The organism is Streptomyces gottesmaniae (assembly GCF_031845845.1).
Lineage (GTDB): Bacteria > Actinomycetota > Actinomycetes > Streptomycetales > Streptomycetaceae > Streptomyces > Streptomyces akebiae.
Window position 1 is genome coordinate 18,891 of record NZ_JAVRFJ010000029.1, and the last position, 25,507, is coordinate 44,397.

Consider the following 25,507-nt stretch of genomic DNA (forward strand, 5'->3'; position numbering starts at 1 on the left):
CCCGAGCTGATCGGCTTCCCTTTTCCGTGGATCGCTTGTGACGTTCCGTGAGCGCGCGGGGTGTCGGTGGCTGTGCCCGGAGGTGCGGGCGGGCGGGGTCGATCGGCGGCCCCTTCACCCTTCTGGTGCAGACAAACAGGGCAAAGTACTACGAATTCCGAAAATCTGGACGCGGTGTCCCCAAGATCCGCATCCGGAGGTCCCCGTGCAGCGTCCGCTCCCCTGGAAGGAACTCCTCGGCGACCGGGCGCCCATACTGCGCAGTACAGCGGCCATGCTCACCTCCCTCACCGCGCTCGCCGCGACCTCCTTGATCGCGGCTCCCTCCGCCGTACCGCTCTCGGAGCCGTGCACGCTGCGGCGCACCCAGGCGCACCACTCGGAGGGTCTCGACACCTGGAATTCCGCGTATCCACGCCCCACCCGCGACCTCGACGCCGTACTCGTATTCTTGTCATTCCCGGACGCGGCCCCTCTCACCACACCGGCCGAGCTGACCGCGGATCACTTTCCGGCCACCAGCGAGTTCTTCGAACGCGCGTCGTACGGCAAGTTCGCCCTCCGTCCCCATCCCCGCCGCGAGTGGCTGGAGATGCCCCAGCCGTCGACGGCGTACGCCATACGACGTGACTGGAACGCGACGCATCGGGCCGCCTACCTCAGGGACGCCCTGGCCACGGCCGACCCGCACGTCGACTTCTCCCGCTTCGACATCGTGTACTTCGTGGCCGATCCGCACGCGCCCGGTGTCGACTCGGACGCCACGAAGGTGGTGAACCTGCAGACCCCGCTGGAGGTCGACGGCACCGGTCTGCGCCGGGTCGTCACCGTGTTCGAGCGGCACCCTCCGGACCGTCTCGTCCTCGCCCACGAGACCGGCCATGTGTTCGACCTCCCCGACCTCTACCACCGGCCCACCGACGGAAAGGGCGACTGGGACACCCATGTCGGCGACTGGGACCTCATGGGCAGCCAGTTCGCCCTGGCCCCGGACCTGTTCGCCTGGCACAAGTGGAAGCTGGGCTGGCTGGAGCCCCGCCAGGTGACGTGCGTACGCGGCGCCGGGACCACCCGGCTGACGCTGGAGGCGGTGGGGGCGGGGCCGGGAGGGGCGTACGAGGGGGAGTCGGAGGAGGGCGCGGAGACCGGTGACGGCGAGGTGGGCCACGCGGGCGGCGGGGGGCGGCGTGTCGGGGGCGCCGGTGCCGGTGCCGATGCCCGTGCGGACGTCGGGGCAGGGACCGAGGCCGGCGCCGGCGGTGTGAGCGGCGGCGCTGCCGGGCTCGCGGCCGGGGTGCGGGGGTTCGGTGCGGGCCGGGGTACGAAGCTGGCGGTCGTCCGTACGGGGCCCGACAGCGCGCTCGGCATCGAGGCGCGGGGTGCGGTCGGGAACGACGCCGCCGTCTGTACGCAGGGCGTCCTCATCTACCGCATCCGCAGCGGGGCCGAGTCCGGCGGCGGCCCCATGGAGGTCCTCGACGCCCACCCGCGCACCGAGGCCTGCTGGGACGAGTCCGTCTACCCGCCCCTCGCGGACGCGCCGGTGAGCGTGGGCGAGAGCTTCACGGTGCCGGGGGAGGCCGTGCGGGTGGACGTGGAGGGGCGTACGGCGTCCGGGGCGTGGACCGTGCGGATCACGACGGGGCGGTGAGGGGGGTGTGATGGGGGGGGCGGCCGACGGGTCGGCGTACGAAAGAAGCCCCTCGCTTCCGCGAGGGGCTTCTTTCGTGTCGTGCGCCGCCAGGGACTCGAACCCCGGACCCGCTGATTAAGAGTCAGCTGCTCTAACCAACTGAGCTAGCGGCGCCTGCTGACGTCGTAGACCTTAGCACCCTGATCGGCGGGAGGAAAAATCGATACGCGCACGGTCGCGGAGGCGCTCGACCGGGCCGCGCGCACGGCCGCCCAGAGCAGTACGTCGGGCCCCGGAAGCCAAGGTCGCCGGGTGTCCGGAGCGACCAGCCAGCGGGATCCGAGCCGGGTGACACCGGGGGTGTCGGAGGTTGCGGAGCCGTCGGTTCCGCCGGAGTCCTCGGGGGCGAGCACGGCCGGGACGGTGACCGCGTCGCCCGTGCCGTGACAGAGGAGGGGTGGGACCGCGCCGGTGCGGCCGGGGGAGCCCCACTCCTCCCACTCCAGGAGGGTGGGCAGTCGGTGGGCGGTGCCGGGGGAGGCGAACAGGAGCACCCGCCCGCGGTAGACGGCGACCGGTCCGGAGCCGGGGCCCTCGGCCCATAACCGGTCGAGCATCCGCCGCCCGAAGAGCGCCGGCACGCTGACGACGTCGAAGACGGTGCCGCACGGCAGCACCACCGGTGCGGTCGGCCGTTCCTCCCACAGCGTCAGCGTGCTGCGCGGATACGTTCCTGCCGAGGCGAGCCACGCGGCCCCTTCCGCCGTGACCCCGGCGACATCGACCCCGTCCTCCGGATACCTGCCCGTGCCCACTCCACCGCTCATGCCTCCAGGTCTACCGTCCGTGACCGCCCGCCCCCGAGCAGTTACCGGAAACTGGTACACGAGTTGGGCAAGTGGGGTATCTTGCCCGCCCGGCATATGCCAAACGCTGTTTCACGCACTCGGTCAGAGGGACTCCGGCCCACTCACGTCCCGCCCCCGCAGCAGATCACGCCCGAACTCCACCATCTTCTTGGCGTAGTCCTCGGTCCACTCCGCCCGCTCCGCGATGTCCGCCGAGGTCAGCCGATCGAAACGCCGGGGGTCGGCGAGCTGGGCCGCGGCGATCGCCTGGAACTCCACGGCCCGGTCCGCCGCCGCCCGGAACGCCTGCGCCAGCTCCGTCGCCCGCGACAACAGCGCCCGCGGATCGTCGATCGACTCCAGATCGAAGAAGTGCTCGGGGTCGCCGGCCGCCTCCGCCGGCTCGAAGAGCAGGGGTGCGGGCCGCAGCCGCGGTTCGTTCCGACGCGACGTGGGCTCCGCCATGTCTTCTCCTCCTCGTACGACGGTTCAGTTGGCCGGTCCCGGAGGCGTCCCGGGGGGAGGGCCACCGTCCATTCTCTCGTGACCGCGCAAGTGGGCATCGAACCCACCCGGCGCCCCGCACGCCACCCCGCACACACCCACGCCCCCGAAACGCACCGTCCCGCCTGCCGCCGAACGGATCCCGGCCCTTACGGCACCCACGCCACCCGGTGTTCCGCCAGCGTCGCCAGCACCGCGTGGTTCGCCTCCCAGCCGTCCGGGAACTTCACGGTCACCCCCAGCTGGACCGGCTCGGTGGACGGATGGTCGTCGAGCAGGTCGGTCACGCCCGCCCGGCACACCACGATGCACGCGTGCCGGTGCCGGGAGGCGAGGACGCACAGGCGCCCGGTCTCCAGGTGGAACGCCGTCGCGTCGGGGCGCCCGGAGAGCGGATGGAGGACGACCGTGACGTCGTACTCCCGCCCCTGGAGCCGATTCGCCGTGTCCACGACCACGTCCGCGACCCCCAGCTCGGCCAGCGCGGAGCGCACGGCAGCCGCCTGGTCGCGGTGGGCCGTGCCGACGGCGATCCGGTCGGCGGTCAGCGGCACGGGCTCCTCGGACCGCTCCGAGGTCGCCGCCCCGCCCCGGTCGAGGAGCCGCCGTACGACCCGCGCGACAGCCCGTACCGCCTCGGGATCCGTGCGGGGGGTGTGCCGGGCCGGCAGCTCCAGCAGGCCCCACCCCGACTCGGCGGCCTCGTCGATGACCCGGTCCGGGCCGGAGCCGTCCGACGGCACCGCGAACCCGAGCCGCCGGTCGCCGTGGACCGTGCCGCTGCGGAAGGGGGTGAAGGGATAGAACGCGTCGGAGACCAGCGGCGCCGCCGACGCCGGGAGCCGCCACGACACCGGCAGCCGGTGCTGCGGCAGCTCGGGGTTGTGCGCCAGCAGCGTCGTCACCGCCGAGGCCGACGGGTCGTACGACAGCCCCGCCCACTGCTCGCTGCCCACGATCGCGAACGGGTCCAGCTGCCCCGGGTCACCCACGAACAGCGCGCGTTCGAAGAGCCCCGCCACCGCCAGCAGCGCGTCCGACCGCATCTGGTACGCCTCGTCGACGATCGCGTGCCGCCACGGCTCGACCCCCTTGACGTGCGCCCACTTCGCCGCCGTGGAGATCACCACGTCCAGCCCGGCCAGATCGGCCGCCTTCGTCGACTTCCGTACGTTTCCCAGCGCGTCCAGCGCCTTGTCGTACGGGTCGCTGTCACTGCTGTGCAGCCGGCCGACCGGGAGCTCGGGGTTCTTCTCGGCGAGCCGGATCACCAGATCGTCCACCTGCGCGTTCGTCTGCGCGATGACCATCAGCGGGCGCCCGGCCGAAGCGAGTTCGAGCGCGGCGCGGACGACGAGCGTCGACTTGCCGGCGCCCGGCGGCGAGTCGACGACGACGCCGCGCGCCTCCCCGTGCAACGTGTCGCGCAGGATCGCGTCGGTGGCGCGGCCGGCCGCCGCCCCGGGGTCGAGAACGGCCTCGGTGCCGGTCACAGGACGTCCTCCTCGGTCACCGGGTCCGGCACGGGTACGGCGTCGGGCTCACCCGGCGGCCCGCCGTGCGTCCACGGTGTCTCCTCGGGGTCCGGCAGCTTCGCCCCGCCCCGCTGGTCGTGCTCGAAGAGGGTGAAGCAGAGCAGATCCCCCTTCTCGGGCACGGACCCCACCTCCGGCTCCTTGCCCCGCCCCATCTTGTCCATGATCCGCAGCACCAGCAGGCTCTCGCCCTCGTCGAGCGCCTCGTCCGGCCCGGGCCCCACGAACTCCGCCGTCTGCGGCTTCCCGCCCAGCGAGCGGTACACCTTCGCGCGCTCCCCGAGATGCGGCCGGTCCCGCGTCCGCACGGTGACCAGCGGCCGCGGGCTGGGGCGCTTGCCCTCGCTGTACGCCATCACGACGTCCACGACCTCGCCGGCGAACGCCTCCCCGGCCAGTCGGCGCCCGGCCATCACGAGGGGGTCGTCCAGAGCCTCCTGGGCGTCGAGGCGGGCCTGTTCACGCTCGCGCGCGGCCAGCTTGTTCGCGGCGGTCACCGCGTCGTCGACGCGCGGCTGCGGGGGCTCCCCGGCGGCGATCCGGTCCCGGTGGCCGGTGAAGGACCAGCGGTCGCGGGTCCACCGGTCGGCCGCGTGGGCGCCCTCCGGCAGGGCGCGCAGCAGATCCAGGCCGTGCCAGACCGCGTCCCAGGTGGGCCGGGTGCGGCTCTCGACCAGGGCGCGGATCTCCCGCTCGGCGGCGGTCAGCGCCCCCAGCCGGTCGTCGGCCTCCAGGCCGTCCTCGGCGGCGGCCAGCGCGAGCCGCGCCCGGTCGTACCGCTCGATGGCCGGGGCCAGCAGCTTGTTGTCGAACGCCGGATCGGTCGCGGGACCGGCGGGCGGGCACAGCAGCTGGCCCTCGGCGTCCCGCGCCAGCTCGGCCCGCCGCGCCGCCGCCTCGCCCGACTCCCCCTCCGGCGGGTCGATCCAGGCGAGCAGCGACCCCAGATGCTGGTCCTCCACCCCGGACTGGCCGGTCGCCCAGTGCCGCGACAGCAGGTCGGTGAGCGCGAGCAGCAGCGAGGAGCCCGGCACCCGAGCCCGCTCCCCGAAGTGCGTGAGCCATCGCCCGAGCAACGGCACGCGCGGCGGTGCCGGATGGGGCGCCTCCGGGTCCTGCTCGGCGGTGCGCCGGAACCGCATGGAGCGCCCGAGGAGCCGTACGAAGTCGATGCCCGTCCGGCTCGGCAGGATCAACTGCGGGGCGTCCGCGCAGAGTTCGACCTCGACCTTGACGCGTTTGCCGGTCTCCGGGTCGGTCTCGTTGCGCTCGGCGGCCTCCACCACGTCGGCGTAGCCGTCCACGTACGGCAGGACGATGTCCGCCAGCTCGGCGAGGAACGCGAAGCGCAGGTCACGGTCGCGGGGCTGGGGCACCACCAGCAGGCGGGGCGCGTCCCGGTCGGTGCCGACGAGCGCGCCGAGCGGCGCCCCGGCCTCACCGGCGGTGGTGAGCGGCACGAGGACGAGGGGGTGGGCGCTCAGATGCCGGTGCAGGACGGTGGCGGCGGGCTGGGCGCGGCCCGAGCTGACGGCTTCGAGACGGGCGAGGGTGGTGATCAGCGACACGGAACCCCCTCCGGCGCCGGGCCGGGAAGGGTGGCCGCCGCCGGGGGCGCGCCGGCGGTGCCGAGCCCGGCGGCTCCCAGCGCCTCCGCCCGTAGCTCCGCCGCTCTGCGCAGCGCGGCCACGGCCGGGTCGTCCGGGTCGCCGGCACGGCCGTGGGCCGCCGCCAGGACGTCGTCGACGGTCGTGAGACCGCCCAGCTCCGCGCGGGCGGCCCGGCCCAGGGACGTCACCGCGCCCTCCGTGCGGGAGCGGGCCCGGCAGTGGAAGGCGAGCTCGCAGGCGGCGAGGCACTCGGGGGCGTAGGACGCGGAGAGCGCCTCGACGGCCGTCGTCAGCTGCTCCCGGGGCAGGTCCGGGGCGAAACAGGTGCCCTCGGGGAGGTCCTCCGCGATCTCCTCGATGCGGGTCAGCCGGGTCAACTGGCGCCGGGTGACCGCCCGTTGCTTGCGGATGTCCACCGCCGCGGCCGTCGGGAGGTTGGTGAAGTCCTTGGGGCAGACCAGGAGCACCCGGTGGCGGACCTCGGGCGCGGGGGCGCCCCCGCGGGCCTCGCCGCCGAGCCGGGCGGCGACCTCCTCCAGCGCCAGCACGTACACCGCGGACTGGCGGGCGGCGGCGCCCACCTTCGCCGGGTCCGCCGAACCGTCCAGCATCGGGAAGGACTTGATCTCGACGACCGACCAGGTGCCGTCCGGGTGGACCACCACCGCGTCCGGCTCCAGGAACGCGGGGGAGCCCGCGACGTCGAGCGCGAGCATGGGGTGGTCGAGCAGCGTCCAGCCGCCGGTGTCCGTGGCCTCGCGCAACGCCAGTGCCGTACGGGCGGCGCGGCCCTCGGGGCCGACGGCGGCGAGGTCGGGGACCGAGGCCGTGGCCGGCGGCTCCGCACCGGGGTCCAGTCTCTCGTGCACCAGCCGCAGCAGTTCGGCGCCGCCGTCCGCCTTGACCCGGGCCTCGAAGGCGTTGCCCCGCATGAAGGCGAACTGGGACTGGCCGAAGGCGGAGGGCGAGCCGAGCGCGCCCGCCAGGACCGCCTTGTTCACACCCGCGCCGTCCAGCAGCGCGCGGCGTTCGCAGCCCGGGTTGGCCGCGAGCGCGGCGAGGGCGCGCGCGTCCAGCGCCTTGGGTGGGACCTCGGGTCCGCGCAGCTCAGCGAGCCGCTGCCGCAGCGCCGTCCCCTGTCTGCGAGGGGCTGGCACCCGGCTCGAGTTCGGTGATCCGCTGCCGTGGAATTCGCTCACCCGGGGAAGTCTGGCACTCGGCACTGACAATCGGGGAAACCGAGGCCCGAGTGGCGGCCGTGGCAGCGGCGGCGAGTTCCTCCACGGGCCGGCGGCCGCCGCCGTCGAACCGGCTCGCGGCCGTCGTGCCGAGGCCGAGCGAGCTGCGCCACTGGTCCGCGAGCCGCAGCACCAGCGGGGTCAGCAGCAGGCCCGCCCCCATCACGGCGGCGCCCGCCACCGCGTCGAGGAAGTAGTGGTTCGCGGTGCCCATCACCACGATCGTGGTGATCAGCGGGTACGCGACGGCGGCGGTCCGCACGAGCCGTGAGCCGCCCGCGAACCGCCACAGGATCACCCCGCACCACAGGGCCCAGCCGACGTGCAGGCTCGGCATCGCCGCGTACTGGTTCGTCATGCCGCCCAGGCCCCGGGGCGCGCTGGCCTCGCCGCCCCACCAGCCCCACGAGCTGTAGTGGGCCATGGTGTCGACGAAGCCGTGGGCCGGATCGAGCAGCCGGGGCGGGCAGGTGGGCAGCAGGGTGAAGCCGATGAGGCCGATGAAGGTGGAGGTCAGCAGCCAGGTGCGGGCCGCGCGGTAGCGCACGGCGTGGGACCTGAAGAGCCATACCAGGAGCGCGGGTGTGACCAGGTAGTGCAGCGACGCGTACCAGAAGTCGGCGGGTATCCCGATCCAGGGTTCACGGGTGAACAGACGGTTCAGCGGATGCTCGGCGTTGAGCAGGAACGCCTTCTCGATCCGCAGGATCGCCAGACCGTGGTCGATCGCGTGGGAGGTGTCGCCGCGGGCGAGCAGCCGGCCCGCCGAGTACGCCCCGTACACCAGCAGGATCAGCGGTAGCTCGGTCCACCAGCGGAGCCGCGTGACCGGCGTCGCCTCGGTAACCGGTGCGCCGGTCCTTCTGGTAACCGGTGCCTCGGTCGCCTCGGTCTGCGGCATCCGAACGTCCTCCCCCGTCTGTGCGCGTCGATGCGTCGATGTTCATCTGTGTGTGGTGCTGGTGTGACCCTTGAGCAAGACGATGTCCAAGACGCTGGGATCGCCTGTCGGGTTGCCCCACGACAGCGTGAGCGATGATGGAAGCATCCGCCTCCGATTTCTCCCTTCTCGCCGAAGGACCCCCGAAAGGTCGCTCATGGCACCGCGCATCCTGCTGGCCCGGCACGGACAGACGGAATGGTCCCTGCTCGGAAAGCACACCGGCAGGACGGACATCCCGCTCCTCGAAGAGGGCCGGCGCGGCGCCAAGCTCCTCGGGGAGCGCCTGCACCGGGCGCCCCTGGACGGGTTGCCCGGTGTCGACGTCCGTACGAGTCCCCTCTCCCGCGCGCGTGAGACCTGCGATCTGGCCGGCTTCGGCGACCGCGCCACCGAGTGGGACACGCTCATGGAGGTGGACTACGGGGCGTACGAGGGACTGACCCCCGCCGAGATCCAGGCCTTCCGGCCGGGCTGGCTGATGTGGCGCGACGGCGTCCCCGAGGGCGAGACCCTGCAGCAGCTCTCCGCGCGCGCGGACGAGGTGGTCGCCTGGGCGCGGTCCGCCGAGCGCGACGTGCTCGTCTTCGCCCACGGCCACGTGCTGCGCTCCATAGCCGCCCGCTGGCTCGGACTGGACCTCGGCTTCGCCGCGCGCGTCCGCCTCAACCCGACGTCCCTGTCGGTCCTCGGCTGGGCCTACGGCGACCCGGCGATCGAGTCCTGGAACGACACGGGGCACCTGGCGGGCTAGCGCACCCGGCGGCCCCTGGGGACCGCGGCGCCCCGGCCAGGGTCGGCGGCTAGGCCGTCCGCGCGACCCCCGCGTGGCGTTCCAGGAACGCCGACACCCCCGACGCCCGCCGGTGCGGCAGCAGTACCCGTGCCGTACCGGCCAGCATCTGCTGGACGCGGGAGGACTGGACCTCGTCGAGGAGGTCGAGGACCCGCATGCCGGCGGCCGCGGCCTCGTCGGGACGCCCCCCGCGCGCGAGGTCGTCGGCGAGCTCGGCGGTGTAGAGGGCGATGTTCCGGGTGAAGTGCGGGTTCTGCAGACCGGCCGCCCGGCGCGCGTGCCGGGCGGCGCGGGGCCAGTCGCCCAGCGTGGACCAGCACTGCGCCTCCAGGCCCTCCAGCTCGGCCTCCCCGTAGAAGCTCATCCACTCCGGGTCGGCCTCGGAGGCGCCCCGCCCGAACAGGGCGTGCGCCCGGGCCAGCGCCTGCTCGCACCCGGTGCGGTCGGCGAGCCCCGCCCAGCCGCCCGCCTCCCGCAGCGCCAGCAGGGACATCAGGCGAGGTGATCCCAGAGGTCGGGCGACCCGCTGCGCGGCCTGCGCCGCCCGCACCGCCTCACGCGGCCGGCCCGCGTCGCGCGCCAGGAACGCCGTGTTGCAGAAGGCGTGCGCCTCAAGACCCGGGTCCCCGGACATCCGGGCCGTGGCGAGCGCCTCCGCGTAGTGCGAGCGGGCGTCGTCGAACCGCCCCGAGTCATGGGCCAGCCAGCCCACGGAGATGGCCAGTTCGCCCGCCCCCGCGTACAGCCGGTCGGCGGTGGTCTGCCGGGTGGTGCCCGCGTCGAGCAGGGCGTACGCGGCCCGCAACGGCGCCGAGGCCCTGCGGTACAGCCCGTCCGCGCCGTGGCGGTCGTCGAGCAGCCGGATCTTGCGCACGGCCGCTTCGAGGGCCCCCGCCTCGCCCGTGCCCGCCCGGTGCACGGGCCGGATCGTGGCCGAGGCCGCGCCACCGAGGGCGAAGGGGCCGAAGGAGGCGGCCGCCATCGCGGCGGTACCTCCGGTCATGAACGCGCGACGCTGCACGTCGCTCTCCTCGTCGTTCCGGTACGCCTGGTGCGTGCCCCGCCGGCCGCGCACATAGCCCGTGTCGCCCCGCGGGTCCTGCATGTCGTACATCTCTTGCGTGTCATACGGCTCGTACGCCCCTTCCGTCTCACCCCCCATTCCGTATGAGGAGTGCGAGCGGCTCTCGTTGCGAGGGGAGGGCGCCTCGTCGGTGGGGCGCGCCCCCCGACCGCGTACCTCCGCGCGGGGCGCGAAACCCAGGTCGGTCAGCGTTCGGCCGGGAAACATATGCAGGAACACCCGTTCGTACGCGTAGTTGGGGCAGCGGATCTCGCCCGCCTCGACCCGTCCGACGTACCGCGCGTCACAGCTCACCCGCTCGCCGATCTCACGCGCGGCCCGCCGTACCGCCGCGGCGAACTCGCCCGGCGAGCGCTGCCCGCGCAGCTGCCTGAAGACGAGATTCGGCCGTTGTGGACGGGGGGACTGGGACGAGGTCACCGATGACGACGTCATGGCCGGGCCCTCTCTCGCGAACCGTCGAACCATGCCGGATTCAGTAGGACTTGTATGCGTGGTGCACGGTTGGTTCCGCTGTGTCCGGCGGGGCAAGAACGTACCCGCCCCATCGGTGCCCCCACGCGAGGTTTGGCTACAAACCGGATATCTCATCCTTGATCTGCCATGAACTGCCATCCTTTGCGGCGCAGTTTCGCCGTAGCCGTTGACGGGGCGGCGCGTTGGGCAGGGCGCTGGTAGGCGTGGGAGGCCCGGATGAAGCACCTCGAAGCCCGATCCGATTGCGACCTGGTGACCGTGCCCGCACGGCAGGGGCTGGAGGCGGTCGACATCCTCCGCCGGGGCGCCCTCGACGCGGTGGGCCCCGTCATGACGGTCGGGCCCGTTCTGCACGACGACGCGTGCGACACGCTCGGGTTCCTGGTGCCGCCCGGTACCGCGGACGCGTGGGACGTGCCGGGGAGCACGTGCACGCAGAGCGACGGCCGGGGGGCCGTGCTGGCTCCCGCGCCGGGTGCGGGCTGGTTGCTGCCGCCGGGGGAGGCGGACCTCGCGACCGATCCGACGGTGCTGCGGGCCGCGCTCGGCGAGGCGGCGCGGTTGATCGAGGCCGCCGACAATTGCCGGTGATATGCGGGTGCGGTGCCGGTGAGGTCTCGGTGAGGTGCGCGCCGTCGCCCCAGGGGTGCCGGCGATGTGGCGCCACTGTCTCCGGCCGGGCCGATAATGGGTGAGTGGGCAGGTCGAAGAAGGGGCGCGGGCGGCGCGGGCAGGATGCCGACGCCGTGGTCGAGCAGGTGGACGGGGGACTCGCCGAGCTGCTTCCGGATCGGGAGCGCTCCCGGGCCTGGACGTTGCTGGTCGACGGGGCGCCGCAGTCGCACGTGGATCTCGACGATCCGGCGTATCTGTCCTTCGAGTATCAGCGGCGGCTCGGGCATGTGATCGATCTGGTCGCCCCGCCCGGACGGCCCGTGCACGCCGTGCATCTCGGCGGAGGCGCCTTCACCCTCGCCCGGTACGTCGCCGCCACCCGCCCCCGCTCCACCCAGCAGATCGTCGAGCGCGACGCCACCCTCGTCCAACTCGTCAGACGGGAGCTGCCGTTGGACCCGAACGCGCGGATACGGGTGCGGTCGACGGACGCGCGCGAGGGGCTCGCCAAGGTGCCCGACGGGTGGGCGGACCTGGTGATCGCGGACGTGTTCAGCGCGGCGCGCACCCCGGCGCACCTGACGTCGACGGAGTTCCTCACCGACGTACGGCGGGTGGTGAAGCCGGGCGGTTGCTACGCGGCCAACCTCGCCGACGGCCCGCCGCTGGCCCATCTGCGCGCCCAGATCGCCACCGCGGCCGTCGTCTTCCCCGAACTGGCGCTGGTCGCCGACCCGACCGTGCTGCGGGGCAAACGTTTCGGCAACGCGGTGCTCGTCGCCTCCGACCAACCGCTCCCGATCGCCGAACTGACCCGCCGCGCCGCCTCCGACCCGCACCCCGGCCGTGTCGAAGACGGCCGCGCGCTCGCCGACTTCACGGGCGGAGCGGTGCCGGTGACGGACGCGGCGGCTACCGCCTCACCGGCGCCGCCGTCGTCGGTGTTCCGCTGAGAGCACCGCTCCCCGAGACCCTCAGAAGTTCTGGACGTCCACCCGGGGCGCGCTGTCGTGCCAGGTGCAGAACACCGACACCCGGTCCGCACCGGCGGCGAAGTCGACCCGGATCCACGTCTCGGTCTTCCACACCTGCATCGACCAACCCGAGCCGGGCGTCGCGGAGACGAGGGTCGCGTACTCCTCGCCGAGCGAGAAGACCACCCGGCCGCCCTCGGTGTCGTAGGCCTTGACCTCACCCGAGCCACCGGAGTCACCCGAGCCACCGGAGTCGGCCGATCCGGCCGAGTCGGCCGGGGCGTCGGTGCCCGGACGGGGGCCGGGCTGCGCGGACTTCGCGGGTTCGGACGGAGTCGGGGACGGCTCGTCGCCGCTGCTCTCCTTCCGTTCCCCGGCGCTGCGCGACGGCTCCGGGAGCGGGGACGGCGTGGCCGGCGCGGGCCCGCCCTGGGCCTGGGCGTCGGCGGCCGTGATGGGCAGCGCGCGAGGCGGGTCGTAGGCGGTGCCGGCCATCACCGTGTGGACGCCCCACCACGTCACCGTGACCGCCGCGCCCGTGGCGAGCAGCCAGGCCAGTACGTGTAGGAGTCCTCTGCGCATCGTGGCCATACTGCCCCACGCGCCCCGGTGGTGTCGTGGACGGACGAGTTGTCCACAGGCCCCGACCGGCCTCTCCCGTTTGGCGTACGGTGCGGCGCATGGCAAGTGTGCTCGTGGTCGAGGACGACCAGTTCGTACGCTCGGCGCTGATCAGGCATCTGACGGACGCCGCCCACACCGTGCGCAGCGTCGGTACGGCGCTGGAGGCGCTGCGCGAGGTCGCGCATGTCCGCTTCGACGTGGTCATCCTCGACCTCGGGCTGCCCGACCTCGACGGCTCGGAGGCACTGAAGATGCTGCGCGGCATCACGGACGTCCCGGTGATCATCGCGACCGCGCGGGACGACGAGTCGGAGATCGTGCGGCTGCTGAACGCGGGCGCGGACGACTACCTGACCAAGCCGTTCTCGGTCGAGCACCTGTCCGCCCGGATGGCGGCCGTGCTGCGCCGCTCCCGCGCCTTCGGCGGCGAGGCGCCCCCGTCCACGGTGCTCCGGGTCGGCGGCCTCGCGATCGACCCGCTGCGCCGCCAGGCCGAGCTGGACGGCGTACGACTCGACCTCACCCGGCGCGAGTTCGACCTGCTCGCGTTCCTCGCCGGCCGGCCCGGTGTCGTCGTCGCGCGCAAGGAGCTGCTGGCGGAGGTCTGGCAGCAGTCGTACGGCGACGACCAGACCATCGATGTGCATCTGTCCTGGCTGCGCCGGAAGTTGGGGGAGACGGCGGCGCAGCCCCGCTATCTGCACACGCTGCGGGGTGTCGGGGTGAAGCTGGAGCCGCCGGGGGCGGGGGCGCGGCCATGAGGTGGGCGCTGGTCAAGGTGTGTGTGGCGGTGACGGCGATGGTCGTGGTGGCCTTCGCGGTGCCGCTCGGGCTGGTCGTCAGGGAGATGGCGCGGGACCGGGCGTTCTCGGGCGCCGAACGGGAGGCGGCAGCGATCGCCCCGGCGCTCTCCATCACCACCGACCGGGAGCAGTTGGAGCGGGTCGTCGCCTCGGCCGGGTCGGACGACGGGATGGCGGTGCACCTGCCGGCGGACGGCGCGGGGTCCGCCGCGCTCGACCTCGGCCGGCAGCGCGCCTCGGACGAGGACATCGCGACCGTGCGGAAGCTGGGCCGTGCCTCGACCACCGAGGTGCCGGGCGGGTCCACGCTGCTGCAGCCCACCGCGCTCAGCTCCGGGGAGATAGCGGTCGTCGAGGTGTATGTGCCCGAGTCGGAGGTGAGCAACGGGGTCGCCACGGCGTGGGCGGTGCTCGCGGGAGTGGGCGCGCTGCTGATCGTCGGTTCGGTCGCGGTGGCCGACCGGCTCGGGGTGCGGATGGTCCGGCCCGCGCAGCGGTTGGTCGAGAGCGCGCGGGAACTGGGGGAGGGGCGGCTGGGCGCACGGGTGCCGGAGAAGGGGCCGAAGGAACTGCGGCTGGCGGCGGTGGCGTTCAACGCGATGGCGGACCAGGTGGTGGGGTTGCTGGCGAACGAACGGGAGCTGGCGGCGGACCTGTCGCACCGGCTGCGCACACCGCTGACCGTGCTGCGGCTCAACGCGGCCTCGCTCGGCGACGGACCGGCCGCCGAGCAGACACGGGCGGCGGTCGAGCAGCTGGAGCGGGAGGTCGACACGATCATCCGTACGGCACGGGAGGCCAAGCCACAGACGGTGGTGGCCGGGCCCGGCGCCGGGTGCGACGCGGCTGAGGTGGTCCGGGAGCGGATGGCGTTCTGGTCGGCGCTCGCCGAGGACGAGGGCCGCAAGTGGCGGGTGGCCGGGGTCGAGCGCCCGGCCCGCATACCCGTGGCCCGGACCGACCTCGCCGCCGCCCTGGACGCCCTCCTCGGCAATGTCTTCCGGCACACGGCGCAGGGCACGGCGTTCGCGGTCGACGTCCACAACGGCGAGGACGCGGTGATCGTTCTCGTCTCCGACGCCGGTCCGGGCATCGCCGATCCCGAGGCCGCGATGGCCCGGGGCCGGGGCTCCGGCAGCGACGGCTCGACCGGTCTGGGCCTCGACATCGTGCGCCGCCTCGCCGAGTCGACCGGCGGCGATGTGCGCATCGGGTCGTCGGTGCTGGGCGGGACCGAGGTGCGGATCTGGATCCAACTGGGCGGTGGGGACGGGCGGGCGACAGCGAGGAGGGGGCATCGGGGGTCGATGCGGCGGCGCGGACACACCGGCTTGGCCTCGGCCTTCAAGTAGTCCGCCCAGTCGTCGGTTCAGCGGGCGCCGCTTCCGGTGGCCGTCGTGGGTGGTCGTTCCGAGACCGCTGTCCACCGGCGGAGGAGGGCGAGTTCCTGCCCCGGCCGGTCACAGCCGACGCACCGCACGCATCCCCCGCGTGGCTACCGCCGCGTATCCGATGCCCACCGCGAGGGAGGCGAGGAGGGCGAGGGCGGGGAAGTCGTGTTGGAGATGGGGGTAGACCTGGAAGTGGGTCAGGTAGATGTAGAGGGAGCTGCCGGCGAGCAGGCCGGCGAGGCGGTTGAGGGGGCCGAGGCTGGGGAGGGTGGGGACCCAGATCAGCAGGGTCAGGCCGGCGATCACCAGAGCCGTTCGCAGATGTTGGTCCGGCGGGAAGAGTCCGGGGGTGGCGAGCAGGAGGGTCGCCGTCAGGAGCCGGCGTTGCCAGGCTGTGCTCGCCCGGGCCGCCGCCCAGCCCAGGGCGAAGAGCCAGAAGACCACCGTGGGGCCGAGGTGGAAGCGGGCGGGGGCCAGGTCGGGCAGGTCGTAGCGGCAGAGAAGACCGATGGCCAGCAGGACGAGGGGCACGCCGAACGTGCGACGGCGCTCCATGCGGTCCAGTAGGGGGAAGGCCATCAGCACGGCCAGGCCGACCAGGAAGTACAGGAGCGCCTCGATGAACCAGTAGTGCCACTCGTGGCGCTCGGGGCCCTGGTCGACGAGGCTGTTGAGGAGAAGGGCGTTGGCGGGGTCGTAGAGGCCCGTCACGGCGACCGCACAGGTGATCCAGGCCGCGCTGGGTACGGCGATACGGGCGATGCTTCGCCACAGGTGTCGTACGCGCCGACGGTGTTCGGCGTCGGTGAGGTGGAAGCGGGCGAAGTTGTGGCCCGCGACGCCGATGAGGATGTGGGCGGCTCCCTGGAGGGTGAAGAGCTGGATGTGGGAGCCGACCACCAGGACGATGCCGATGGCGCGCAGGGCGATGCCGGTTTCCAGGGTGCGGCGGGTTCGGCCGGGGACGGGAGCCCGCTGCTGCTCGGCCGAGGCTGAGGGCGTAGGCGGGCGCAGGTCGCGGATCGGGCGGGCGTGCCAGTCGGGTGGGAGGGTGCCGAGTGCCTCCTCCAGGCGGAGGGACATCTCGACGTAGCAGAGGGAGTCGCCGCCGAGGCCGACGAAGGTGCTGTCCTCGGTGACGTCGGTGCGGTCGAGGACCTCGGCATAGAGGGCGCGCAAGTCGTCCGTGCGGCGTCCTTCGCCCCTGCTGCGCCCGCCGTCCGCGGGGTGCGCCGGTGCTGTAGCGGACTGCGTCGCCGTCCTGGACGCCGCTGTCGGAGGGCGGGTCAGGCGGCGTACCGCCGCGTAGTCGGGCTTGCCGGTCGTCAGACGGGGGAGTTCGGCTTCGGGGAGGGCGCGGAGACGGACGGCTCGGGGTGGGATGCCGCAGGACTCCGCCGCCAGGCGCCGGAGGCGGGGCTCGTCGGCGGTGGTGCCGGTGGCGGTGATCGCCAACTCGTCGCCGTCGCCGGTGCAGTAGGCCTTCACGCCGTGCCGTTCCAGTGCCGCTTCGACGCGCTGGGGGTCGATGCGCAGGCCGCGGATCTTCGCGAAGCGGCTGCGGCGGCCGACGATCTCGTAGAGGCCGTCGGAGGCGCGCCGGGCGAGGTCACCGGTGTGGAGTTCGGTGATGGTGCGGCCGAGGGAGAGATCGGCGGGGCTGTCGGCATAGCCCAGCATCACGTTGGGGCCCGAGTACACCAGCTCGCCCACATCCGGGCCGTGGTCGGCGTCACTGACGTCTCTCACCTCTCCCGCCTCTCCCGCCCCTCCCACCTCCGATCCGTCGCCGTGGAGCGGATGCAGGCGGAAAGAGCCGCCGGGTATCGGGATTCCGACGGCCTCCGGGCGGGTGGCGGCCAGGTGGGGCGGGAGGTAGGCCATGCGGGCCGTCGCCTCCGTCTGGCCGTACATGGCGAACAGGTCCCAGCCGGAGCGCTGTCCCAACTCGGCGTACCGGGCGACGCGTTCGGGCGCGAGCCGCCCCCCGGCCTGGGTGACGCGGCGCAGGTGCGGCAGCTCCATCCCCTCGAAGCCGATCCGGTCGAGGAGATCGAAGGTGTACGGCACCCCGGCGAGCGAAGTGGCGCGGGCGGCGCGGAACTCGGTCCAGAAGGCGTCGTCCGCGACCGACCGCTCGGTGAGGAGCAGTCCGGCGCCGCGCAGCAGATGGCTGTGGATGACGGAGAGGCCGTAGCAGTAGTGCATCGGGAGCGTGGTGGCCGCCCGATCGGTGTGGGTGATGCCGAGGTAGGTGGCGATGGACTCGGCGTTGGCCTGCACGTTCTCGTGCGAGAGCCGTACGAGTTTGGGCGCGCCCGTCGAGCCGGAGGTGCTCAGCAGGAGGGCGAGGTCGGGATGGAGGGTGTGGGCGGTGCCGGGGTGGCGCTCGTCGAGCGTCCAGGCGCCGTCGGCGTCCGGACGTGCCACCACGTCCGGGGCGTATGCGGCCGTGAGGGAGGCGATGCCGTGGTCGCTGTCACCGGGGACGAGGAGCACCGGGTGGCCGGCGGAGAGGGCGGCCAGGTGGGTGACCAGCGCGCCCGCGCGGTTGGCCCCCGCCAGCAGCACCAGTCGTCGTACGGGGCCGAGTCGTTCGGCGGTGGCCGCGACGCGCTCGGCGAGGGCCCGGTAGGTGACCTCACCCGCGGGGGTGTGGAGGGCGACACGGTCGCCGTGCGCCGCGAGGTCGCGGGCGAAGGGCACCGCACGCGCTCCCACGGGCGGCCTCGGGAACGGTACCGGGGTGGGGCGCGGAGCCGGGGCAGCCGGGCTACCGGACGGGACCCGCACGGGTCCGGTGGAGTGGATCACAGGGCGCGGCCTTTCCGCGACGGCGTCCGCGGGTAGCACATTTCCCTTGACGCTTAGGCAAGCTTTACCTTATTCATAGCATGTTCACAGTTGGCTAAAAAGCGTCACTTCGCCACTCGCTGACCAACGACGCGACCTGCGGCGTAGCGGCGAGCTACGCAGGAAGGCACCTACATGCGACGCCCTCTGGCTGGCCGGATCTCTGCGCTCCTCGCGGCCGGTCTGCTGCTCCCCGCACTCGCCGCGTGCGGTTCCGACGACAACGACGACAGTGGATCGGGGGGCGACGGTGACGCCGCCCTCGTCATCTACTCCGGCCGCAACGAGAAGCTGGTCAAGCCGATCCTGGACCAGCTGGAGAAGGCCGTCGGCGCCGATGTGGAGGTGCGCTACGGCGACAGCGCGGAGCTCGCCGCGCAGATCCTGGAGGAGGGTGACCGCACCAAGGCCGGGCTGTTCTTCTCCCAGGACGCCGGGGCGCTCGGCGCGCTCTCCAGGGAGGGCATGCTGGCGAAGCTGCCGCAGAGCACCCTCGACAAGGTCGACAAGGCCTACCGGAGCAGTGAGGGCGACTGGGTGGGCCTGTCGGGACGCGTCCGCGTCATCGCGTACAACCCTGACGACGTGGCCGCGGACGAGGTCCCGGACAGCGTCCACGACGTGGTGAAGCCCGAGTGGAAGGGCAAGGTCGGCTTCGCGCCCACCAACGCCTCCTTCCAGGCGTTCGTCACCGGCATGCGCGTCCTGGAGGGCGACGACGCGACCCGGAAGTGGCTGGAGGACCTGAAGGCCAACGGTGCCAAGACCTACGCCCACAACCTCGCCACCCTCGACGCCGTCGAGGCCGGTGAGGTCTCCCTCGGCCTGGTCAACCACTACTACTGGTACGAGCGGGTCGCCGAGAAAGGTGAGGACGAAGTCGACGCCAAGCTGCACTTCCTGCCCGGCGAGGACCCCGGCGCGCTGATCAACGTGGCCGGCGCCGGCATCCTCGCCGACAGCGGTGAGCAGAAGGCGACCGCCCGGAAGGCCGTGGACTACCTGTTGTCCGAGAAGGCGCAGACCTACTTCGCGGACACGACGAAGGAGTATCCGCTGGCCGCGGGTGTCACCAGCACCGTCGAGGGGCTGCCCCCGTTCGAGTCGCTCGAATCGCCCGACATCGACCTCGGCAAGCTGGAGTCCCTCCAGGAGACGCTGGCGATGCTCCAGGACGTCGGGCTGGTCTGACCGGCAGTGGACACGCCTGAAGCTGCCCCGGGTCCGGGAGCTGCCCCGGGTCCGGGAACTGCCCCGGGTCCGGGAGCCGCCCCGGGTCCGGGAGCCGCCCCGCGTCCTGAAGCCGCTCCGCATTCGGGAGTCGCCCAGCGTCCGGGAGCCGCCCTGCGGTCCGTCCCGCGTCCGGCGGCAGGCTTCGCCGGACGCGGGGCGGACCGCAGACCGCCCCTGGTCCTGCTCGTCCCCGCCTGTGCGGCAGCCCTCTTCGCGCTGCTCCCGCTCGGCTACCTCGCCGTCCGCGCGCTCGAACGCGGCCCCGCCTTCGCCTGGGAGGTCGTCGCCGACGAGCGGACGCTCGGCCTCCTCGGCCGCAGTCTGGGCCTGACCGCAGTGGTCGTGGTGGCGTGTGTGGTGCTGGGTGTCTCGATGGCCTGGCTGACCGTACGTGCGGCGCTACCGGGCGCCCGCGTCTGGTCGATCGCCGCCACGCTGCCACTGGCCGTGCCCAGCTATGTGGCCGCCTTCACCTGGCTGTCGGCCGAGCCGGACCTGGCCGGGTTCGGCGGCGCCGCGCTCGCCCTGACGCTGGTCAGCTTCCCGTACGTGCAGCTGCCGGTCGCGGCGGCGCTCAGGGGCATCGACCCGGCACAGGAGGAAGCCGCACGCTCCCTCGGGCACGGCCCACTCCGTACGTTCCTCCGGGTCACCCTCCCGCAGCTGCGCCCGGCGGCGGCGGGCGGGGCGCTGCTCGTCGCGCTGTACGTGCTCTCCGACTTCGGCGCGGTCTCCCTCATGCGGTACGACACCTTCACCCGGGCCATCCACACCTCCTACCGCGCCTCCTTCGACCGCACCCCCGCCGCCGCGCTCAGCGTCGTCCTGGTGGTGATGACGGTGGCCCTGGTCGCCGCCGAGGCCCGTACGCGCGGCCGCGCGGGACACGCCAGGACCGGCGGCGGAACGGCTCGCCCGGCCGCCCCCGTGCCGCTGGGCCGTTGGAAGCCGCTCGCGCTGGTGTGGTGCGGCGTGGTGGTCGCCATGGCTGTCGCCTTCCCGCTCGGCACCCTCGGCTACTGGCTCACCGTCGGCTCCTCCGCCACCTGGGACCTGGGCGGCCTCACCGAAACGGCCTGGGCCACACTCGGCGTCGCGGCGGCGGGCGCCGCCCTCACCACCGCCCTCGCCCTGCCCGTCGGCGTGATCGCCGCCCGGCACCGGGGTCGCGGCGCCCGGCTCCTGGAACAGGCCGCGTACGCCGGGCACGCCCTCCCCGGCATCACGGTCGCCCTCTCCCTGGTCTTCTTCGCCGTCCGCTACGCCTACCCCCTCTACCAGCAACTCCCCCTGCTGGTCTGTGCGTACGCGGTCCTCTTCCTCCCGATCGCGGTGGCCGCCACCCGGGCCGCCGTGCTGCAGGCCCCACCCGTCCTGGACGACGTGGCCCGCTCCCTCGGCCGTCGCCCCTGGCAGGTCCTGCGCGAGGTCACCGTCCCGCTGGCCGCGCCCGGTGTCGCCGCCGGGGCCGCGCTCACCTTCGTCGTCTGTATGAAGGAACTCCCGGCGACCCTGCTCCTGCGCCCCACTGGCATGGACACCCTCGCCACCCGCCTCTGGACCGAGACGGGAGCGGGTTCCTTCGCGGCGGCCGCCCCCTATGCCGCCGCACTCATCCTGTTGGCCGCCGTGCCTTCGTACCTGCTGGGGAGGCACCGAACATGAACAAGCCGCATGCGACCGAGACACAGGCGACCGAGACACAGGCGACCGAGACACATGTGGCCGAGCCGCAGGCCGACGAGCCGCACGCCAACGAGCTGTACGTCGACGGGCTCGCGAAGTCCTACGCGGCCGGGGACCCGGTCCTGCGTGGCCTCCGGCTCACCGTCCCCGCGGGCGCGCTGGCGGCCGTCCTCGGCCCCTCCGGATGCGGCAAGACGACCCTGCTGCGCATCGTCGCCGGGTTCCTGCGGGCCGACGCGGGAACCATCCGGCTCGGCGGCCGGGTCCTGACCGGTCCCGGTGTCCACCTGCCGCCCGAGCGGCGCCGTATCGGCATCGTGCCGCAGGAGGGCGCCCTCTTCCCGCACCTGAGTGTGGCGCGGAACGTGGCCTTCGGGCTCACGGGCCTGGCCCGGGGGGAACGGCGGCACCGCACCGAGGAACTCCTGGAACTGGTCGGCCTGGCCGGATACGGCGACCGGATGCCGCACGAACTCTCCGGTGGCCAGCAGCAGCGCGTGGCCCTCGCCCGGGCCCTCGCCCCCCGCCCCCGGCTCGTGCTGCTGGACGAGCCGTTCAACGCCCTCGACAGCGCGCTGCGGGCCGGGGTCCGGGCCGACGTGCGCGCCGCGCTGCGGGCGACCGGGGCCACGGCGCTCCTCGTCACGCACGACCAGCAGGAAGCCCTCTCCACCGCCGACCTCGTCGCCGTCGTACGCGACGGCCGGGTCGCCCAGTGCGACACCCCGCAGGATCTCTACCGGCGCCCGGCCGACCCCTGGGTCGCGCGCTTCGTCGGCGAGGCGGTGGTGCTCCCCGCCACCGTGAACGGCGACGGCACGGCCCGCACCGTGCTCGGCGCCGTCCCGCTCGCCGCCCCGCCGCAGGGCCTTCGCGCCGGGACGCTCCTGCTCCGCCCGGAACAGCTCGTCCTCACCGGGCCGGCCGCCGAGGGAGCGGCGCGGGGCACGGTCACCGACGTCCGCTTCCACGGCCACGACGCCATGGTCACCGTCGCCGTCGACGGGCACGACTCCCCGGTCGACGTCCGTGTCGCGGGCCCGCTGCAGGTGCGGCCGGGCGACGAGACCGGTATCCGGGTCCTGGGCGAGGCGACGCTGTACCCGGCGATCTGAGCGGACCGCCTGCTCTCTTCGGCTGATCTTGTGTAGTCACTGGGGCGTACATGGGTAGCCCCCGCCGATGGTGTGACCGCCGTCTGTGTCGGTCACGTTTCGACAACCAGGGATTACGTTTCAACAAAGGGGGACAAGAAGTCTTGACTCATGACATGACATAGAGCTGTTATGGCGGCCACCGTGTTCGGTCGAGTTGGTTTCTGATTGTTTTCGATCAGTAGCCGGCGAGGGCCATTGAGACCGAACCACCTGTCCCCCAGGGAGCCGTACATGCATCTCACACCTTCCGGTCTCTCCGTCCCCGGCACGAGCCGCCGCACCCTGCTGCGCGGCATGGGCGGGGCCGCGGCACTCGGCGCTGGAGTCCCCCTGCTCAGCGCCTGTGGCGGCAGCGGTGGCGGCGCCGCGGACTCGAAGACCGTCACTGTCGGCTCCAACGCGTCGGACGCGGTGCCGAAGAAGGCGTTCGCCGAGATCTACGCGGCCTTCAAGAAGCAGTCCGGGCTCACGGTCGACGTGAACACCAAGGACCACAACACGTTCCAGGAGCAGATCAACTCCTACCTGCAGGGCACGCCGGACGACGTGTTCCACTGGTTCGCGGGCTACCGCATGCAGTTCTTCGCGGCCAAGGGCCTGGCCACCCCGATCGACGACGTGTGGGACAAGATCGGGGGCAACTTCCCGGAGGCGATGAAGGGCCTCAGCAAGGGCGAGGACGGCAAGTACTACTTCGTGCCGCTGTACACGTACCCCTGGGCGCTCTTCTACCGCAAGAGCGTCTTCCAGGAGAAGGGCTACGAGGTTCCCACCACGTGGGACCAGCTGATCGCCCTGTGCAAGCAGATGCAGAAGGACAAGCTCGTCCCGATCGCCTTCGGTGACAAGGACGCCTGGCCCGCGCTCGGCACCTTCGACCAGATCAACTTCCGCACCAACGGCTACGACTTCCACGTCGAGCTGATGGCGGGCAAGGCGTCGTGGACGGACGCCAAGGTGCGCAAGGTCTTCGACCTGTGGGCCGAGCTGCTGCCGTACCACCAGGAGGGCGCCGTCGGCCGCACCTGGCAGGACGCCGCGCAGACCCTGGCGTCGAAGAAGGCGGGCATGTACCTGCTGGGCACCTTCGTGGGCCAGCAGTTCACCAACAAGGCCGACCTCGACGACCTCGACTTCTTCGCCTTCCCGGAGATCGACCCGGCGTACGGCCAGGACACCGTCGAGGCCCCCACCGACGGCTTCATGATGAGCAAGTCCCCGAAGAACAAGGCCGGCGCCGTCAAGCTCATGGAGTTCCTCGGCACCCCCGAGGCCGAGCAGATCTACCTCAAGGCCGACCCGAACGTGGTGGCCGCCTCCACCAAGGCCGACACCTCCTCGTACTCGCCGCTGCAGAAGAAGGCGTACGACATGATCTCGGGCGCCAAGAGCCTCACCCAGTTCATGGACCGCGACAGCCGCCCCGACTTCACCTCCACGGTGATGCAGCCGGCGCTGCAGAAGTTCATCCGTGACCCCAAGGGCGTCGACAGCCTGCTCTCGTCCATCGAGCGGCAGAAGAAGACGATCTTCGCGTCCTGACGACCGACCGTCCTGACGACCGACCGTCCTGACGACCGACCGTCCTCACGACTGGATGACCTCCTGACATGACGACCACCCCCACCGAGAGCCCGGAGGCGGCCACGCCGCCTCCGGGCTCCGGCCCTGCCACAAAGACCGCCAGGACCGCCACCAAGGTGTCCCAGGGACACCGGCGGCTCCTCACCCGCCGCGACCGGCTCACGCTGGGCCTGATGGCGGGTCTGCCGACGTTCCTGCACGTCGCCCTCGTCTGGGTGACGGCCCTCGCCTCGATCGCGCTGGCCTTCACCACCTGGGACGGCATCGGCTTCGACTCGATCAAGTGGGTCGGGCTGGACAACTTCAAGGAGCTGTTCACCAACAACCCGCAGTTCTGGCCCGCCGTCGAGCACAACATCGTCTGGTTCGTCGTGCTCATCCTGATCCCCACGCCGCTCGGCCTGTTCCTCGCCGTGCAACTGGACAAGAACATCCGGTTCAGCCGCGTGTACCAGACGGCCTTCTTCCTGCCCGTCGTGATGTCGCTCGCGGTCATCGGCTTCGTCTGGCAGCTGATCTACAACCCCGACACCGGCCTGATCAACAGCCTCATCGGCGCCAATGAACCGGGCCACTACATCGACTGGATCGGCGACCCCGACCTCAACCTGTGGGCCATCCTGATCGCCGCGTCCTGGCGCCACGCCGGCTACATGATGATCCTCTACCTGGCCGGCCTCAAGGGCGTCGACCCCTCCCTGCGCGAGGCCTCCGCCCTGGACGGCGCGAATGAATGGCAGACGTTCAAGAACGTCATCTTCCCCACCCTGCGCCCCACGAACACGGTCGTCCTGGTCGTCACCATCATCGAGGCCCTGCGCGCCTTCGACCTCGTCTTCGTCTTCAACAAGGGCGCCGAGGGCACCGAACTGCTCTCCATCCTCGTCACCAACAACATCATCGGAGAGTCCAGCCGCATCGGGTACGGCTCGGCCATCGCCGTCGTCCTGCTGGTGATCTCCCTCGCCGTGATCATCCCCTACCTGATCGCGACCTTCCGGAAGGAGCGGCAAGCGTGAGCACCACCGTCGACACCACCGCCGCGACCGCCGCTGGCAAGGAGCGCACGCCCGTCCGCCCCGCCCGCGTCCTGCTGCACCTCTTCCTCGCCGGCGCGGCGCTGGCCTGGCTCGCACCCCTGCTGTGGGCGCTGTACGCGGCCATGCGGCCCTACGGCGAGACCTCCGAGAAGGGCTACGTCTCCTGGCCCGACAAGCTCAGCTTCGAGAACTTCACGAACGCGTTCACCCAGTCGGAGATGACGCACTACTTCGTGAACACCCTCATCATCGCCGTCCCGGCGGTGCTGCTGACGCTGTTTTTGTCGTCGATGGTCGCCTTCTACGTCAGCCGCTTCGACTTCCGGATCAACCTCTTCCTGCTGCTGGTCTTCACCGCGGGCAACCTGCTCCCGCAGCAGGTCATCATCACGCCGCTGTACCGTCTGTACCTGCTCATCGACATCCCCGGCATCACGATGAGCGGCAAGCTCTACGACTCCGCGCTCGGCCTGGTCCTCATCCACGTGGCCTTCCAGTCCGGGTTCTGCGCCTTCGTGCTCAGCAACTACATGCGCTCCCTGCCGCACGAGCTGACCGAGGCCGCGCTCGTCGACGGCGCGTCCGTGTGGCGCCTGTACTGGCAGATCGTGCTGCCGCTGTGCAAGCCCGCGATGGCCGCCCTGGCGACCCTGCTCTCCATCTGGATCTACAACGACTTCTTCTGGGCCCTCGTGCTGATCTCCACCGGCGAGAACATGCCGATCACCTCGGCCCTGAACAACCTCTCCGGCCAGTACTTCACCGACCCCAACCTGGTCGCCGCCGGTGCCCTGCTCACCGCGATCCCCACGCTGATCGTGTACTTCGCGCTCCAGCGGCAGTTCGTCAGCGGTCTGACCCTGGGCGCCAACAAGGGCTGAC

Annotated in this window: 21 protein-coding genes and 1 tRNA gene; 12 read left to right on the top strand and 10 right to left on the bottom strand. The window is 72.4% G+C overall.

What is annotated here, in order from left to right:
• Positions 1–205: 205 nt before the first annotated feature.
• Positions 206–1,651, top strand: a complete 1,446-nt coding sequence (locus tag RM704_RS28950; RefSeq protein WP_033531211.1) for a M6 family metalloprotease domain-containing protein — start codon at positions 206–208, stop codon at positions 1,649–1,651.
• An 82-nt stretch (positions 1,652–1,733) separates the two neighbouring features.
• Here the strand turns inward: RM704_RS28950 and RM704_RS28955 are convergent.
• From RM704_RS28955 to RM704_RS28985, 7 genes are all read right to left on the bottom strand, one after another.
• A tRNA-Lys gene (locus tag RM704_RS28955) sits at positions 1,734–1,807 on the bottom strand.
• Positions 1,798–2,460, bottom strand: coding sequence for a bifunctional DNA primase/polymerase (locus RM704_RS28960; RefSeq protein WP_107072424.1), 663 nt, complete (start codon positions 2,458–2,460; stop codon positions 1,798–1,800). The genes RM704_RS28955 and RM704_RS28960 overlap by 10 nt, the downstream gene beginning before the upstream one ends.
• A 123-nt stretch (positions 2,461–2,583) precedes the next feature.
• Positions 2,584–2,946 carry a DUF8844 domain-containing protein gene (locus tag RM704_RS28965; RefSeq protein ID WP_033531212.1) on the bottom strand — a complete coding sequence of 121 codons (363 nt, stop codon included), beginning with the start codon at positions 2,944–2,946 and terminating at the stop codon, positions 2,584–2,586.
• A 188-nt stretch (positions 2,947–3,134) separates the two neighbouring features.
• Positions 3,135–4,478 carry an AAA domain-containing protein gene (locus RM704_RS28970; RefSeq protein ID WP_033531213.1) on the bottom strand — a complete coding sequence of 448 codons (1,344 nt, stop codon included), beginning with the start codon at positions 4,476–4,478 and terminating at the stop codon, positions 3,135–3,137.
• Positions 4,475–6,088 carry a hypothetical protein gene (locus tag RM704_RS28975; RefSeq protein WP_033531214.1) on the bottom strand — a complete coding sequence of 538 codons (1,614 nt, stop codon included), beginning with the start codon at positions 6,086–6,088 and terminating at the stop codon, positions 4,475–4,477. The genes RM704_RS28970 and RM704_RS28975 overlap by 4 nt, the downstream gene beginning before the upstream one ends.
• Positions 6,079–7,287 carry a hypothetical protein gene (locus RM704_RS28980; protein ID WP_311591360.1) on the bottom strand — a complete coding sequence of 403 codons (1,209 nt, stop codon included), beginning with the start codon at positions 7,285–7,287 and terminating at the stop codon, positions 6,079–6,081. Before RM704_RS28980 ends, RM704_RS28975 begins: the two co-directional genes overlap by 10 nt.
• Entirely contained in the window at positions 7,238–8,269 is a 1,032-nt protein-coding gene (locus tag RM704_RS28985) for a phosphatase PAP2 family protein (protein ID WP_033531215.1), read from the bottom strand. Before RM704_RS28985 ends, RM704_RS28980 begins: the two co-directional genes overlap by 50 nt.
• A gap of 196 nt (positions 8,270–8,465) precedes the next feature.
• On the opposite strand from RM704_RS28985, the gene RM704_RS28990 reads away from it, so the two are divergent.
• Positions 8,466–9,062, top strand: a complete 597-nt coding sequence (locus tag RM704_RS28990; RefSeq protein ID WP_033531216.1) for a histidine phosphatase family protein — start codon at positions 8,466–8,468, stop codon at positions 9,060–9,062.
• 49 nt (positions 9,063–9,111) lie between these two features.
• On the opposite strand, the gene RM704_RS28995 is transcribed toward RM704_RS28990, so the two are convergent.
• On the bottom strand, positions 9,112–10,623 hold the full coding sequence (locus RM704_RS28995; RefSeq protein ID WP_033531217.1) for an NsdA family TPR-like regulatory protein: 1,512 nt from the start codon (positions 10,621–10,623) through the stop codon (positions 9,112–9,114).
• Between the two features lie 258 nt (positions 10,624–10,881).
• On the opposite strand from RM704_RS28995, the gene RM704_RS29000 reads away from it, so the two are divergent.
• Positions 10,882–11,256, top strand: coding sequence for a hypothetical protein (locus RM704_RS29000; RefSeq protein WP_033531218.1), 375 nt, complete (start codon positions 10,882–10,884; stop codon positions 11,254–11,256).
• Between the two features lie 104 nt (positions 11,257–11,360).
• Positions 11,361–12,233, top strand: coding sequence for a spermidine synthase (locus tag RM704_RS29005; protein ID WP_033531219.1), 873 nt, complete (start codon positions 11,361–11,363; stop codon positions 12,231–12,233).
• A gap of 21 nt (positions 12,234–12,254) precedes the next feature.
• Here RM704_RS29005 and RM704_RS29010 read toward each other — a convergent pair whose 3' ends face one another.
• Positions 12,255–12,845, bottom strand: coding sequence for a hypothetical protein (locus tag RM704_RS29010; protein WP_033531220.1), 591 nt, complete (start codon positions 12,843–12,845; stop codon positions 12,255–12,257).
• Between the two features lie 89 nt (positions 12,846–12,934).
• Here RM704_RS29010 and RM704_RS29015 point away from each other — a divergent pair, with 89 nt between their 5' ends.
• Both RM704_RS29015 and RM704_RS29020 read left to right on the top strand, forming a co-directional pair.
• Positions 12,935–13,639: a response regulator transcription factor gene (locus RM704_RS29015; RefSeq protein ID WP_033531221.1), complete on the top strand. Its 705-nt coding sequence runs from the start codon at positions 12,935–12,937 to the stop codon at positions 13,637–13,639.
• Positions 13,636–15,033: a sensor histidine kinase gene (locus tag RM704_RS29020; RefSeq protein WP_033531222.1), complete on the top strand. Its 1,398-nt coding sequence runs from the start codon at positions 13,636–13,638 to the stop codon at positions 15,031–15,033. The genes RM704_RS29015 and RM704_RS29020 overlap by 4 nt, the downstream gene beginning before the upstream one ends.
• Positions 15,034–15,141: 108 nt before the next feature.
• On the opposite strand, the gene RM704_RS29025 is transcribed toward RM704_RS29020, so the two are convergent.
• Positions 15,142–17,778, bottom strand: coding sequence for an AMP-binding protein (locus tag RM704_RS29025; RefSeq protein ID WP_311591361.1), 2,637 nt, complete (start codon positions 17,776–17,778; stop codon positions 15,142–15,144).
• A gap of 282 nt (positions 17,779–18,060) precedes the next feature.
• Between RM704_RS29025 and RM704_RS29030 the strand changes: the two genes are divergently transcribed.
• The 6 genes from RM704_RS29030 (at position 18,061) to RM704_RS29055 (ending at position 25,506) form a co-directional block, all read left to right on the top strand.
• Positions 18,061–19,116, top strand: a complete 1,056-nt coding sequence (locus tag RM704_RS29030) for an iron ABC transporter substrate-binding protein (protein WP_033531224.1) — start codon at positions 18,061–18,063, stop codon at positions 19,114–19,116.
• A gap of 153 nt (positions 19,117–19,269) precedes the next feature.
• Positions 19,270–20,823: an ABC transporter permease gene (locus tag RM704_RS29035; protein ID WP_033531388.1), complete on the top strand. Its 1,554-nt coding sequence runs from the start codon at positions 19,270–19,272 to the stop codon at positions 20,821–20,823.
• Positions 20,820–21,959, top strand: a complete 1,140-nt coding sequence (locus tag RM704_RS29040; protein WP_078937419.1) for an ABC transporter ATP-binding protein — start codon at positions 20,820–20,822, stop codon at positions 21,957–21,959. Before RM704_RS29035 ends, RM704_RS29040 begins: the two co-directional genes overlap by 4 nt.
• A 273-nt stretch (positions 21,960–22,232) precedes the next feature.
• A complete protein-coding gene (locus tag RM704_RS29045) occupies positions 22,233–23,543 on the top strand; it encodes an ABC transporter substrate-binding protein (RefSeq protein WP_033531225.1) in 1,311 nt (436 codons plus the stop codon).
• Positions 23,544–23,611: 68 nt separating this feature from the next.
• The gene (locus RM704_RS29050) at positions 23,612–24,604 is read left to right on the top strand and encodes a carbohydrate ABC transporter permease (RefSeq protein ID WP_033531226.1); all 993 of its coding nucleotides are present in this window, start codon (positions 23,612–23,614) and stop codon (positions 24,602–24,604) included.
• The gene (locus tag RM704_RS29055; protein WP_033531227.1) at positions 24,601–25,506 is read left to right on the top strand and encodes a carbohydrate ABC transporter permease; all 906 of its coding nucleotides are present in this window, start codon (positions 24,601–24,603) and stop codon (positions 25,504–25,506) included. The genes RM704_RS29050 and RM704_RS29055 overlap by 4 nt, the downstream gene beginning before the upstream one ends.
• Position 25,507 lies beyond the last annotated feature (1 nt).

Coding starts and splice junctions, on each gene's coding strand:
- RM704_RS29020 (WP_033531222.1), top strand. CDS start 13,636: ATGAGGTGGGCGCTGGTCAAGGTGTGTGTGGCGGTGACGGCGATGGTC.
- RM704_RS28990 (WP_033531216.1), top strand. CDS start 8,466: ATGGCACCGCGCATCCTGCTGGCCCGGCACGGACAGACGGAATGGTCC.
- RM704_RS29000 (WP_033531218.1), top strand. CDS start 10,882: ATGAAGCACCTCGAAGCCCGATCCGATTGCGACCTGGTGACCGTGCCC.
- RM704_RS29050 (WP_033531226.1), top strand. CDS start 23,612: ATGACGACCACCCCCACCGAGAGCCCGGAGGCGGCCACGCCGCCTCCG.
- RM704_RS28985 (WP_033531215.1), bottom strand. CDS start 8,269: ATGCCGCAGACCGAGGCGACCGAGGCACCGGTTACCAGAAGGACCGGC.
- RM704_RS29015 (WP_033531221.1), top strand. CDS start 12,935: ATGGCAAGTGTGCTCGTGGTCGAGGACGACCAGTTCGTACGCTCGGCG.
- RM704_RS29030 (WP_033531224.1), top strand. CDS start 18,061: ATGCGACGCCCTCTGGCTGGCCGGATCTCTGCGCTCCTCGCGGCCGGT.
- RM704_RS28965 (WP_033531212.1), bottom strand. CDS start 2,946: ATGGCGGAGCCCACGTCGCGTCGGAACGAACCGCGGCTGCGGCCCGCA.
- RM704_RS29040 (WP_078937419.1), top strand. CDS start 20,820: ATGAACAAGCCGCATGCGACCGAGACACAGGCGACCGAGACACAGGCG.
- RM704_RS29045 (WP_033531225.1), top strand. CDS start 22,233: ATGCATCTCACACCTTCCGGTCTCTCCGTCCCCGGCACGAGCCGCCGC.
- RM704_RS28960 (WP_107072424.1), bottom strand. CDS start 2,460: ATGAGCGGTGGAGTGGGCACGGGCAGGTATCCGGAGGACGGGGTCGAT.
- RM704_RS29010 (WP_033531220.1), bottom strand. CDS start 12,845: ATGGCCACGATGCGCAGAGGACTCCTACACGTACTGGCCTGGCTGCTC.
- RM704_RS28995 (WP_033531217.1), bottom strand. CDS start 10,623: ATGACGTCGTCATCGGTGACCTCGTCCCAGTCCCCCCGTCCACAACGG.